The organism is Mammaliicoccus sp. F-M27 (assembly GCF_022387115.1).
Lineage (GTDB): Bacteria > Bacillota > Bacilli > Staphylococcales > Staphylococcaceae > Mammaliicoccus > Mammaliicoccus vitulinus.
Genome location: NZ_JAJNIE010000024.1, coordinates 1 through 13,278, shown reverse-complemented (window position 1 = coordinate 13,278; position 13,278 = coordinate 1). Strand labels below are relative to the sequence as shown.

Here is a 13,278-nt window from a genome sequence, read left to right as displayed (position 1 = left end):
TCATAGAAAAAACACCTCCGTATAAATTCATTTTAATATGAATTCAACGAAAGTGTTTTTATTTTACTCCCACATCATGGGGTTAGTGCAATGTTATGTGATGGTTTTTTTGAATTATTGAGGTATGACACCAATTTCCATATGCACTAAATAACCATTTTCATCAAACGATGCGAGATAATATTGATTCAATGTACCGTACTTTAAAAATTGATCTCCTTCATCAACAATCATTGTCTCTTTATGAGCTTTTTTGAATGCTTGTTGAGTAACGACACCTGATTTAACATCAAACATGATCGTGCCGACTTTACCGTTTTTATCTTTTAAGATTTTTGTATCATAGACAGTTATGGATTCTCCACCTGTGCCAGTCTTAGCGTCAGCTTCTGTTTGATATCCATTAATTGTAACGTTATCTGCGTACAGTGCTTCTACAAAAGAATGATCTAATACGAAGTTGGGATTATTGTATGTGTAGCCATCATAGTTATACCATGGTGTTGTTTCAGACTCTGATTGAGCTGCAATTGCATGATCTGTATTTTCAACAGTTGTTATGCCAAGTAATAAGCTTGTTGTTAATGCACCGATCCCTATTAATTGATAAACTTTTTTCATTCTCTCCACTCCCTTTATTTGATATAACGTTTATTTTGCCTGACTGTCATGATATATGTTGTAATAATACACTACCCTTAATACGCTACGTTAACCAAAATAATCGAATTGATTATCGAACGTAACATCTTAATTATTATTGTGTATTTATTCACAATTTATAACATAATAATATTTTTAATTTTATATTGTAAGCGTTTCCTAATTATGCTATATTCAACTTATTAATCATTAAGTCATCATATGACCGCATGAATTTTAAGGAAAATTAATTAAGAAAGTTGGATATTTATGAAACAAAAAAGAACAAATATAAGATGGTATTTTGCCGTCGTCTTCTTTATTATAGGTATTATTGCATATATGGATCGCTCAAATATTTCGATTATCGCAGGACCAATGATGGAAGATTTGAACATGAACAAAACACAATTTGGTCTTTTAGCGTCATTCTTTTCATTAGGGTATGCGTTGATGCAAGTTCCTTCGGGGATGCTTGCAGAGAAATTCGGACCTAAAAAGATGCTGACAATCGCATTATTATGGTGGAGTGCCTTCACAATTTTAACGGGTATTGTTAAAAACCACGGTTTTCTATATTTCGTGCGTTTCTTATTTGGTGTAGGTGAAGCACCAATGTACCCATCAAATGCTGTTTTTAATAGTTATTGGTTTAATAAGAACGAAAAAGGTCGTGCTTCTTCTGCACTATTAGCTGGGTCTTACTTTGGTCCTGTTATTGCGCCAATCGTTACAATTGCGATTATGACATCTTTTGGTTGGGAAGCAGTATTCTATATCTTTGGTTTAATAGGTGTTGTTATCGCTATTTTATGGGCTATAATTGCGAAAGATTTACCAGAACAACATAAAATGGTCAATGAAGCAGAGAAACAATTCATTATGCAAACGCGAGATGTAGTTGATACTGAAAAAACAACTGCACCTTGGAAATTATTCTTTAGTCGCTTTAGCTTTTATGCCATTGCCGCACAATACTTTGTAGTACAGTTTATCATTACATTATTTTTAATTTGGTTACCTACATATATTCACGAAGAGCATCATGTAGAATTTAAAAAAATGGGATTTATTGCTGGTGCACCTTGGTTAGCGATGTTTATACTAATCATGTTAGGTGGAACAATTTCAGATAAAATTTTATCAAGTGGTAAATCTAAATTCGTCGCACGTGGTTTTATCGCAATTACTGGATTCGTCGTGTTCTGTATATCACTGTACTTTGCGTTAGCTACGAGTCAGTTATATATGACTATCTTCTGGTTATCACTTTGTCTTGGTGGAGTCGGTTTATCAATGGGAATGAGTTGGGCAACAGCTACAGACTTAGGTCGTAACTTTGCGGGTACTGTTTCAGGATGGATGAACTTATGGGGTAATATTGGAGCATTATTAAGTCCGATATTAGCTGGTTTCTTAGCAGACAAAATTGGTTGGACATGGACGTTACAATTAATGATGGTTCCAGTAGTATTCGCCATCATCATGTGGTTCTTTATTAAACCAGATAATCCATTAGTAAAAGAAGAAACTGTATAAAATTTTAATCTATTGCCTTAAACAAAATGGGCAATAGATTTTTTATAATTAAAAAAGTTTAGGTATACCTAATAAAAATATTTACAAAATAAAGAAATGGGTTTATCCTCTTGGTATAAGAGGTGTTCGAAATGGGAAAAAGTTTAGAAGAAATCAATAGTACTGTCTCTTTTGATGCAGAAGCAAATGCTTTTAGAAAATTCCTAATGTATTTAGGGCCAGGTTTGCTTGTGGCTGTTGGATATATGGATCCAGGTAATTGGATTACTTCAATGGCTGGAGGAGCACAGTATGGATATATATTATTATTTGTCATTCTCATTTCTAGTCTTTCTGCTATGTTATTACAAAGTATGTGTGCGAGATTAGGTATTGCGAGTGGCATGGATTTAGCTCAAGTAACAGAGCATATGACAAATAAAAGTTTAGGTATATTTTCATGGGTATTAGCTGAATTAGCTATAATGGCTACGGACATTGCTGAAGTGATTGGTAGTGCAATCGCATTGAATTTACTATTTAATATACCCTTAGTACTAGGTGTGACAATAACAGTATTAGATGTTCTACTGTTACTTATGATTATTAAACTCGGTTTTCGAAAAATAGAAGCCATTGTTGGTGTGCTTATATTTACGGTACTTGTTATATTTATGTTTGAAGTGTACTTGTCTTCACCTGAAACAAGTTCATTATTTGCAGGCTTTATACCTAGTTCAGAAATCGTAACAAATAAAGGTGCTTTATATATTGCATTAGGTATTATCGGTGCGACTATTATGCCTCACAATTTATATTTACATTCATCTATCGTGCAATCAAGAAATTACGAAAGAACAGATAAAGGTAAAAAAAGCGCAATTAAATATGCTACGATCGACTCCAATATACAATTATCAATAGCTTTTGTTATTAACTGTTTAATATTAGTGCTAGGTGCTGCATTATTTTTCGGAAGTCATGAAGCACTAGGGAGATTCTTTGATTTATACGATGCATTAAGCCATTCACATGTTGGTGGTGCAGTAGGTGGCGCATTAATGAGTACATTATTTGCCATCGCATTATTAGCATCCGGTCAAAATTCAACCATTACTGGAACGTTATCAGGCCAGATTGTTATGGAAGGATTTTTGAAAATTAAATTAAAACCATGGTTACGAAGAGTGATCACAAGAATCATTGCTGTAATTCCTGTGTTTCTCTGTTTATGGTTATATGGATCTAGCGAAACTAAAATTGAAGATTTGTTAATATTTACACAAGTGTTCTTAAGTTTAGCTTTACCATTTAGTATCATTCCGCTTATTATGGCAACAAATAATCCGAAAATAATGGGTGAGACATTTGTAAATAGAACATGGATGAGTATCTTAGCGTGGGTATTAGCAATCGTACTGAGCGTACTCAATGTATACTTAATAATTGAAACAATTTCAGAATTTATGTAGATAAAAAGCCAAGGCGTGTGATGCCTTGGCTTCAGTGTGTCGGCAAAGTCTTAAACTTTGCCGGCATTTTTTTATGCGCATGCTTTCCGCGGGCATGTTCTCAGCCTGTAGTCTTCGAATCATGCTGTTCCCGCAGGAGTCAGCAATAAAAAAATACCAAATATTAGCAAATTATATTATAAAATAGATGGAATTTTATTTAGAATTTATCAAGTCAGGGCTCACATGATAAATAGAGCCGTTGAATTTATCAAGTCAGGCTCCACATGATAAATAGAGCCATTGAATTTATCAAGTGAAGATCCACATGATAAATAGAGCCATTGAATTTATCAAGTCGAGGTCCACATGATAAATAGAGCCGTTGAATTTATCAAGTCAGGGCTCACATGATAAATAGAGCTGTTGAATTTATCAAGTCAGGCTCCACATGATAAATAGAGCCGTTGAATTTATCAAGTCAGGCTCCACATGATAAATAGAGCCGTTGAATTTATCAAGTGAAGGCCCACATGATAAATAGCAATAATTCTTTATACTATTCTCCACGATTTTGCAAAGTGCGGACGCCCGGGGGAATAGTATGAGTGAGAGACTACAGGCTCGAGCCATACCCCTAGGCAAGCATGCACTTTCAAAATCGTAAGATTTTAAAACATATCATACCGTTTACTAAAAAAAGCCAACAAGTTCACTTTAAGTGACTTTGTTGACAGTCTGAAGCCAAGGCGTGTGATGCCTTGGCTTTTTTACCTTCTATCTCTCTTTTTTTCAGCGTCTATTAATAATTTAATGGGTCCTGTTGAGTTTAACAAGATGAGTCTTTGCGCCATTTCTTCAGGGGAGGTACGGAATGATTGGTTAATCCATCCTTGTATCATCCCACTATATGCTGAAGCAATGTATTCTGCTACTATTTCTTTTTCTAACAACATGTCGTTTTCAGCGCCTGTGTCTTCGAAGAAAATGATATATCTTTGTTGTATATGATTTTTGAGTAGTATATAAAAGTCCGAATAGTAATTGAACATCGTTTTATAAAAATAAGCATAGTGTGATATATGACTAAAAATATTATTGGCGATGTAAAATTGTGATTCGCTAATGCTATGATGCTTTAAATAAAAGGTATAAGGTTCTCCAAAGAGTAATTGAAAGTGACTTGTTATTGTTTGTTCTGCTAATGCTTCTATTGATGGGTAATGTCTGTAAAACGTAGAACGGTTAATTTCTGCATGCTCACACAGTTGTTTAACAGTTATAGATTCAAGACGAGTTGTGTTAAGACAATTCAATAAAGCAGATTGTATTTTGTTTTTTGAATTTTTACGTTTATGATTCATTATTTTCATCCTTTTGATATATGCAACACAAATGAGGAATGTGTTGTATTTATTATGTTACACATATTGTTTTTCAATGTCGAACGTTTTTATAATGGACAGTGTTCATACGTTAAGGAGGAGAAAATAATGAAACAAGATTCCAAAGATTTAAAAGAAACTTTGTTAAATAATAAACATAATAGATTAAATCATGATACTTTTGATTTGAATGCTGCCTTAGAAGAAATTCTTAATTCAGTAGGTTATTCAACTGCTGATAGTGGTGGGAAAGTGACTTTTTACGGTAAAGATCCGATTATGCCAAGTACTTTAAGAATTGCAGGATTAGCAGGTTTAGGGCTAGCAGCTAAATCGGTTGCATTAGCCCATCTATGGCAAGTTAGAGGAGGAAAAGGCCAAGATATATATGTCGATATAAGAAAAGCTGTGAAAAGACTATCTCCATTTTATGAGCGTAAATGGGAAACTTTAAATGGATTTCCGGCTAAAAGCCAAGAAGATCCTCATACACCCTTTAGGTTTAGCTTTTATGAAACGAAAGATAATAGATGGGTAATGCCCTTAAACCCATACCCGAATGCGAAAGAACATGTATTGGATTTATTAAATTGTCGTGGCTCTAAAGAAGCGGTTACTGAAGCAATTAAGCAGTGGAATGGGCATGATTTAGAAGAAGCAGGTTCCAAAAAAGGAATCGTGATGCCTCTCGTGCGCTCACTGGAAGAATTTATAGAAGAAGAACAATTTAAGCATGTTGCAGAATCAGAACTTATTGAAATAAAAAAAGTTGGTGAATCTGATCCTAAACCATTTACAGAAAGCCCAGAACAGCCATTAAGTGGTATACGCGCTTTAGGTATGGGGCACGTTATTGCTGGTGCAGGATTAGGTAGAGGACTTGCTTTACATGGTGCGGATGTATTAAATGTATGGAGACCAACAGAGCTTGAAGTTGAAACAATGTATTTAACATCAAATGTAGGTATGCGTTCAACTTATTTAGATATTAAGCATCAACCTTCTCATAGAGCTCAATTGGATGAATTATTAAATGATGCAGATGTGTTTTTTATAAATAAAAGACACGGATTTATGGAAGAATATCAACTTACAGCACAAGAATTAGCTGAACAACATCCTGGTATAATCCATGCTTCTGTAAATTTACATGGACATACAGGTCCGTGGGCTAATAGAAATGGATTTGATCAAACTGCAGGTAGCGTGACCGGCGTCATGACTTTAGAAGGAACAGATGAGAAACCTGAACTACCTCCAATCGTAGTTGTGAATGACTATGTTATTTCTTGGTTGTTAGAATTAGGGACAATTAAAGCTTTAGAAAGAAGAGCTGTAGAAGGCGGTAGTTATAGTGTGTCTGTTTCATTAAGTAAAGTTTCAGCATATTTAATGTCTTTAGGTATCTTTGATAAAGCATATGCTCAAGAAGCATCTAATAGTAACGAGGAACATCGCATCGTTGCACCTGAGCAATTTGAAGCGGAAACACCTTTAGGCACATACGTAGGTGTAACGGATCAAGTCGAAATGTCTGAAACACCTGGTAAATATGACACAGTGTTAATGGTAAGAGGTTCAGATAAACCCGTTTGGAAATAATGATATAAAGCTATAAAAAAGCCGATAGATGAGCATGACAAATGCTCTCTATCGGCTTAAAATTTATTTATTCTTTGCTTAAACTCACTTTAATATCAGAAGGTCCAGCAAGTAATGGTTTGACACTGCTAAAGAAAGTTTGGAAATGCTCACTATTATTATGAGACTCTATAGCTTCTTGGCTTTCCCATATTTCGTACATTAAATAAGTGTTTTCATTTTCTGTAGCTTTAAAGTGTTCGTAACCGATGTTGCCTGCTTCATTTCTTGACGCTTCAACTAAATCTTTAACTAATGATTCATATTGTTCAACAGATTGTGCTTGAACTTGGAATTTAGCATTTATGATAATCATAAAATAACCTCTTTCTCTCTATCAATTTTAATTACTATAGATGCATCATGACAGAATAAAAAAGAATTGTAAATTTTGAAAGCTTGGAATTTTAATATTTTTATTCAGCTTTTAATTTCGAATGTTTAATGCCATAAGAAAAGTAAACGATGATTCCTAAAATAAACCAAATCATAAATGCTATCCATGTTGTACGGGATAAGTTTGTCATAAGATATAAACATATGCCAAAAGATACTAGAGGTAATACAGGATAGAATGGCACATTAAATCCTTCTGTTGGAAGTGTATGATTTCTTCTTAGGAACAATACACCTATTGAAACTGTACAGAAAGCAAACAATGTTCCGATATTAATTAATGAAGCGAGTTGTGATAGAGGTACAAGACCTGACACAACGCCCATAGATATTGTGAGTATAATTGTATTGTGTACCGGCGTTTGTTTTTCATTTGTTTTCGATAATACTTTTGGCAATAATCCATCTCTGCTCATTGCAAATATTAAACGTGTTCCACCATAAGACATCACAAATATGACTGTTGTCATACCTACTATCGCGCCTAATGATAAAAATCCTGCAATCCAATTTTGATTAATCGATTGTAGTGCAAAAGCTACAGGTGCGCCAACGCCTTCTAATCGCTGATACGGCACAACACCAGTTAGAACAGCAGAAACAATAATATACAAGATTGTACAAATTGTTAATGCACTTATAATACCTATTGGCATATTTTTTTGAGGATTTTTAACTTCTTCAGCTGCTGATGATACAGCATCAAAGCCAATGTAAGCAAAAAATACCATTGATGCACCAGTTAATACGCCATTGAAACCGAATGGTAAGAAAGGCGTCCAATTTTCAGGTTTAACATAGAAGACACCTACGATAATAAATAATAAGACCACCAAAATTTTAATAATAACCATAATATTATTAATTCGAGTAGATTCTCTTACGCCATTAACTAATAATGCACCGATGATTATAATAATTAAAAAAGACAGTAAATCGAAGTATTGACCGCTACTAGGATCATATGATCCAGATAATGCTTTTACTAAATGAATATCCATACCGGATAATAAATTGATCACATATGAAGACCAACCACTAGCTACAGCAGCTATTGCTAATCCATATTCTAACAATAATGCCCAACCTAATATCCAAGCGATACCTTCACCGAAAACATAATAACTATATGTATAGGCGCTTCCTGCTTGAGGAATTTTTGATGAAAATTCTGAGTAACATAATGCTGCTAAACCACATCCAATTGCAGCAATAATAAATGAAATCATAATTCCTGGGCCTGTAATAGTTGAAGATATTTCACCTGGTAAAATAAAGATACCACTACCTACAACAGCACCGACCCCAAGCATTGTTAAATCAAATGCGCCGAGTGTTTTTTTAAGTTTTTTATTTGATTGAGAAGAAAGCCACTGTTTCTTCTTGAAAAATTGATTCATGTTGCACCTCCGGCAGATAATTATACATAGATTTATCTAAAAATTCTATATGTTTAAATAATTAGATTAGTGTAATTTTATTTCTAAAAAGGAATTAATGTGTACTTATTTTGAATATTTAGTGAAGTTTAAGGGAAAGTAATTAAATATGAGGAAATATTTAAAGGTTAAACAGACTGTTTGACTAACTTAAATATCAAGTCTAATATTTACTATCGTGAAGAAAAAGGATATAAAAATTTTTAATAATAAATGAGGAGGAACAATCATGAAAAATGAACAAATCGTATTAGCTAAAAGAACAGAAGGTATTCCTCAAGATGAAGTATTTAGATATGAAGATATAGAAGTAAGAGAACCAAATAACGACGAAGTATTATTAAAAACGATATATGTATCGGTAGATCCTTATATGAGAGGTAGAATGAATGATTCAAAAAGTTATACACAGTCATATGAAATAGATAAACCTTTTAACGGACATATTGTTGCAGAAGTCGTTCAGTCAAACTCAAGTGAATTGCAAGAAGGAGATATTGTAACGGGAATATTACCTTGGCAAAAATATATTACAATTAATCAAAAATACGTAACTAAAATAGCATCTGACGAAGTGCCATTATACCTATATTTAAGTGTACTAGGTATGCCAGGCATGACTGCTTATCAAGGATTGTTGAAAATTGGTAAACCTCAAGAAGGAGAAACAGTTGTTGTTTCAGCAGCTTCAGGAGCAGTAGGATCAGTAGTTGGACAAATTGCTAAACTTAAAGGCGCTCATGTAGTTGGTATAGCAGGTGGTTCAGAAAAAGTGAAATATTTAACGGAAACATTAGGTTTCGATGAAGGTATAGATTATAAGAAAGATAATTTTGCTGAAGAACTTGAAAAAGCAGTACCAAACGGAATTGATGTATATTTTGAAAATGTAGGCGGAGAACTTTCCGATGAAGTATTTAAACACCTTAATAAATTTGCACGAATTCCAGTATGTGGTGCAATCTCTTCATATAATCTTAAAGGAGAAGATATTGGTCCTCGTATACAGCAAGTTCTTATCAAGAGCCAAGCACTTATGCAAGGCTTTATAGTTGCGCAATTTAACGAAGATGTTAAAGAAGCTAGTGAACAATTGGCGCAATGGGTGCAAGAAGGTAAAATTAAATCAGAAGTAACAGTAGATGAAGGATTTGACCAAATACCAAACGCATTCCGTAAATTATTTACAGGTGATAACTTTGGTAAACAAGTTATTAAAATAGCAGATTTATAAAAAATAAAAAACAATTTAGGAGTCTGGGACATAAATACCTAAACTCAAAATAAAAGATCTCTTCATTAGGCAATTGCCTAGTGAAGAGATCTTTTTATATTTTAAAATCGTAGACTCCTTTATAGACATATCTTTTCGTGTGATATGTTGGCAGTATGAACACCCGGAATTTAAAAGATATTCAATTTAGGATTGTATAAATATAGCAAGAAGTAGATAATATTATTTAATAGAGAAAAAGAGGTGCGTAAATTGTCATCTAGTAAAGCTTATAAACAACTATTATTAGGTATGTTATCACTTTTTATCGTTATGGCGATTGGTCGATTTTCATACACGCCCGTTTTACCTTTCATGCAAAAAGCAACGCATTTAAGCAATCAAGATGCTGGACTATTGGCGACGATTAATTATTTAGGTTATTTAATCGGTGCCATGATTCCGACTTTCTTGATTATGAAAAGTAAGGTTATTGATTTAAAAATATACTTATTAATAAACATTATTTCTGTGTTGTTGATGGGTTTCACGCATGACTTTGTAACATGGAATATTTTAAGGTTTGTAGCCGGTATTACAAGTGGTACTGTATTTGTGCTTGCTTCTAATGTTGTATTAGAATCTTTAAATAAAGGTGGCAAGTCTCATTTATCTGGGTTCTTGTATAGTGGCGTGGGTATTGGGATATTTACGAGCAGTATCTTTGTTCAACTGTATACGGATAGCGACACATGGGCATCTACATGGATCATATTAGGTGTCGCATCTTTAGTGATGGGATCAGTTGTTATTTTCTTAATGAAAGATATTAAAGAACCTATAAATTTAGAGAACAAGAACTTAAATGTAAATAATAAAAGTGAAGCATATACAAAGTGGTTTATGGTATTCTTCTCAATTGCTTATTTATTAGAAGGTGCGGGATATATTGTAACAGGTACATTCTTAGTGGCAATTGTTGAATCTATTCCAAATCTGAAAGAATATGCTGCGTTAAGTTGGATGTTTGTAGGTTTAGCGGCAATACCATCTTGTATATTATGGTCTATTTTAGGAAATAAAATTGGGTTTATTAAAGCAATCTATCTAGCATTTATACTCCAATTTATAGGTGTCATATTACCCGTATTTTCACATCATACTGTAAGTTTAATTATCAGTTCATGTTTGTTTGGAGGAACTTTCTTAGGTTTAACGACGCTATTTATGTCACGAGGCCAATTAATGAGTGCAATTTCAGGTAAAAATTTAGTAGCGTTATTAACATTTATCTACAGTCTTGGACAAGTAATAGCGCCTTACTTTGCAGGAATATTAATTGGAGATACAGATAATTACAATGGTGCACTTATTTTTGCATCGTCACTGTTAATACTAGCTATAATTGCTATATTTATAAGCCAAAGACCAGTTCAGAAGAAGTTGGGGAATTGAATTGTGCAACTAAAAATGAAATACATAATATGGTGAAAGAAGGCTTGTTTATTCCATACAGAAAAAGCATGGTAGATTTTATCTTTGATATGAAAAATAGATTTGGAACTATAGATAAGTAAAAAAAGAAACAGGCTACCTGTTTCTTTTTTTCTTTTTAAATTTATTATATTTACATAAAATCTAATGAACTATTTATTTAGTTTTGTGAGTTTACTTTAGATTTTTATATTGTTAAAAATTAAAACGTCTTTTTTGTAAATTATATAGTAATGACAAGGAAATAACCTTTTAAAATCCTGAAACAACAGGGTTTTTAAGTGTCATAATGTACTCTATAAACCATTAATTATTATTATATGTTATTTTATTCCAATTTATAATATTTATATTACAATAACTAAGTTGCACATAATTAGTTATCAACATTAAAAAGATAGTGCAAAATTAAAATAATGTAGTAATATTAAGATGTAATTATATAATTTGGGAGGAGTTAAGAGATGAGAAAAAAAATGCGATACTCTATACGTAAATTTTCAGTAGGAGCAGGATCAGTTTTAATAGGTTTAACGTTATACGCGGGGGTAAACACAGTTGAAGCAAGTGAAAACAGTCGGGAAACAACATTCAATATTTCAAATAGTGCATCAAATGAATCAGAAGATGCAGATAAGGAAATAGCAACACCCCAAGAAAATAACTTAAATACTGTACAAGAAGAACCAGCCTCAAAATCAATTGAACAAAACACACAAATTGAGGAAACTAACACAACTGATGTTGAAACACCCCAAGAAAGTACAACATCAGAAACAAATAAAGAAGAATCAGTAGAACCATCTTTAGAACAGCCAACAGAAGAAACTGTAGCAAGTAATGATGAAAAAGCTGAACAAACAACAGAAGAAACACCAATCGAAACACCTGTTAAAGATGAAGAACCTGCAGCTACAGATAGCAAAACACTCCCAAATGAAGAACAAGTTTCGGAAGACGCACCAGATGAAGCGTCAGAAGATATAGAAAAAGAAGAGCCTGCTAAAGATGCAGAAAATACAATAAATGACGAAGTAACAGACGAAGAAGAACCTGCTACAGAAGAAGAGCAACCAGCAGAAGAAACACCAGTTAAAGATGAAACAGTTCCAGATGAAGAACAAGTTTCGGAAGATGTACCTGATAAAGAAGACGCACCAGATGAAGCGTCAGAAGATGTAGAAAAAGAAGAACCAGCTACAGACAAAGAAAATACAACAAATGACGAGGCAACAGACGAAGAGCAACCAGCAAAAGAAACACCAGCTAAAGATGAAGAAGAAACAGTTACAGATGAAGAACAAGTTACAGATAAAGAAGAATCAGCTCAAGAAGAGAAAACAATTAATGATAAATCAACAGACGAAAACACTAAAAACGAAGAACCAAAAAGTAAAACAATAGATAAAACAGAAGGTATAACTAATACACAAAGAACTGCTACAACAAGTGCTAGACAAACAAGTTTAGCTATATCTGCTCTAGCAGATGTAAATCTATTGGGAAATATGGATTTGAATGCTACTCATAATAATGGTCAATTAGAATTGAAATTAGAAGGACGCCCTTTACTTTCGGTTGGATTAAGCAGTACATATCCTACTTTCCAATTGCCTCCACAATTTCTAGCTTTAATGTCAGACCCTAATTTTAGTAATGCAGTTAAATTAGATTATGATTTACCCGGAGGTTTAGGAGTTTTTAGAAATACAGGTACGATTAATGGTAATAATCTAAATATTGATCCAAACACTGGAGTTATTTATGGACAAGCACCTAGTTTAGTTACATTAGGTGTTGCTTCTCGTATTACATATACGTTGAGATTAGATTTAAACCAGCTAACAGAAGGTGGTATCTTACCTGAATCAGATGAACCAGGCAGACATGAATATAATTTTAAATCAGCTGTTGGTAGTGGTTTGATTGATCTTGATTTACTTGCAAATAGTGGTGATGAGGACTCAATTATTATAGAAGATGATTCCGCAAGTGAATCAGCATCAGAAAGCGACTCAGACTCAGAAAATGACTCAGACTCGGAAAGTGACTCAGACTCGGAAAGTGAGTCAGACTCAGAAAGTGACTCAGAATCAGAA

The 13,278-nt window shown here is 33.4% G+C and carries 11 protein-coding genes; 7 read left to right on the top strand and 4 right to left on the bottom strand.

The features are described from left to right. Nucleotides 1-114: 114 nt before the first annotated feature. Entirely contained in the window at nt 115-621 is a 507-nt protein-coding gene (gene isaB / locus LQ598_RS13390; protein ID WP_126578837.1) for an immunodominant staphylococcal antigen IsaB family protein, read from the bottom strand. Nucleotides 622-912: 291 nt separating this feature from the next. Between isaB and LQ598_RS13385 the strand changes: the two genes are divergently transcribed. Continuing rightward, on the top strand, nt 913-2,181 hold the full coding sequence (locus LQ598_RS13385) for a pyruvate MFS transporter (protein WP_103323145.1): 1,269 nt from the start codon (nt 913-915) through the stop codon (nt 2,179-2,181). Between the two features lie 131 nt (nt 2,182-2,312). Further along, nucleotides 2,313-3,632 (top strand): Nramp family divalent metal transporter, encoded by a 1,320-nt coding sequence (locus tag LQ598_RS13380; RefSeq protein WP_016913170.1) that lies wholly within the window; start codon nt 2,313-2,315, stop codon nt 3,630-3,632. Nucleotides 3,633-4,381: 749 nt separating this feature from the next. Here LQ598_RS13380 and LQ598_RS13375 read toward each other — a convergent pair. After that, complete coding sequence (locus LQ598_RS13375) at nt 4,382-4,975, bottom strand: TetR/AcrR family transcriptional regulator (RefSeq protein ID WP_209355000.1); 594 nt, start codon at nt 4,973-4,975, stop codon at nt 4,382-4,384. A gap of 129 nt (nt 4,976-5,104) precedes the next feature. Between LQ598_RS13375 and LQ598_RS13370 the strand changes: the two genes are divergently transcribed. Continuing rightward, nucleotides 5,105-6,598: a CoA transferase gene (locus LQ598_RS13370; RefSeq protein ID WP_239745693.1), complete on the top strand. Its 1,494-nt coding sequence runs from the start codon at nt 5,105-5,107 to the stop codon at nt 6,596-6,598. Between the two features lie 67 nt (nt 6,599-6,665). Here LQ598_RS13370 and LQ598_RS13365 read toward each other — a convergent pair whose 3' ends face one another. Beyond that, nucleotides 6,666-6,953: a putative quinol monooxygenase gene (locus tag LQ598_RS13365; RefSeq protein WP_016913021.1), complete on the bottom strand. Its 288-nt coding sequence runs from the start codon at nt 6,951-6,953 to the stop codon at nt 6,666-6,668. Nucleotides 6,954-7,053: 100 nt separating this feature from the next. Further along, the gene (locus tag LQ598_RS13360; protein ID WP_016913022.1) at nt 7,054-8,433 is read right to left on the bottom strand and encodes an amino acid permease; all 1,380 of its coding nucleotides are present in this window, start codon (nt 8,431-8,433) and stop codon (nt 7,054-7,056) included. A 268-nt stretch (nt 8,434-8,701) separates the two neighbouring features. Between LQ598_RS13360 and LQ598_RS13355 the strand changes: the two genes are divergently transcribed. The 4 genes from LQ598_RS13355 to LQ598_RS13345 all read left to right on the top strand — a co-directional run. Beyond that, nucleotides 8,702-9,706: an NADP-dependent oxidoreductase gene (locus tag LQ598_RS13355; protein WP_239745692.1), complete on the top strand. Its 1,005-nt coding sequence runs from the start codon at nt 8,702-8,704 to the stop codon at nt 9,704-9,706. Between the two features lie 252 nt (nt 9,707-9,958). After that, nucleotides 9,959-11,140: a YbfB/YjiJ family MFS transporter gene (locus LQ598_RS13350; RefSeq protein ID WP_239745691.1), complete on the top strand. Its 1,182-nt coding sequence runs from the start codon at nt 9,959-9,961 to the stop codon at nt 11,138-11,140. Further along, nucleotides 11,137-11,262 carry a hypothetical protein gene (locus tag LQ598_RS13865; protein WP_275590114.1) on the top strand — a complete coding sequence of 42 codons (126 nt, stop codon included), beginning with the start codon at nt 11,137-11,139 and terminating at the stop codon, nt 11,260-11,262. The genes LQ598_RS13350 and LQ598_RS13865 overlap by 4 nt, the downstream gene beginning before the upstream one ends. Before the next feature lie 381 nt (nt 11,263-11,643). Further along, the coding region (locus tag LQ598_RS13345; RefSeq protein WP_239745690.1) for a YSIRK-type signal peptide-containing protein at nt 11,644-13,278 on the top strand (1,635 nt) is incomplete at its 3' end.

Bases quoted from the DNA above. Each gene is read 5' to 3' on its own strand.
- LQ598_RS13370 (WP_239745693.1), top strand. From the start codon at position 5,105: ATGAAACAAGATTCCAAAGATTTAAAAGAAACTTTGTTAAATAATAAA.
- LQ598_RS13380 (WP_016913170.1), top strand. From the start codon at position 2,313: ATGGGAAAAAGTTTAGAAGAAATCAATAGTACTGTCTCTTTTGATGCA.
- LQ598_RS13365 (WP_016913021.1), bottom strand. From the start codon at position 6,953: ATGATTATCATAAATGCTAAATTCCAAGTTCAAGCACAATCTGTTGAA.
- LQ598_RS13360 (WP_016913022.1), bottom strand. From the start codon at position 8,433: ATGAATCAATTTTTCAAGAAGAAACAGTGGCTTTCTTCTCAATCAAAT.
- LQ598_RS13385 (WP_103323145.1), top strand. From the start codon at position 913: ATGAAACAAAAAAGAACAAATATAAGATGGTATTTTGCCGTCGTCTTC.
- LQ598_RS13355 (WP_239745692.1), top strand. From the start codon at position 8,702: ATGAAAAATGAACAAATCGTATTAGCTAAAAGAACAGAAGGTATTCCT.
- isaB (WP_126578837.1), bottom strand. From the start codon at position 621: ATGAAAAAAGTTTATCAATTAATAGGGATCGGTGCATTAACAACAAGC.
- LQ598_RS13375 (WP_209355000.1), bottom strand. From the start codon at position 4,975: ATGAATCATAAACGTAAAAATTCAAAAAACAAAATACAATCTGCTTTA.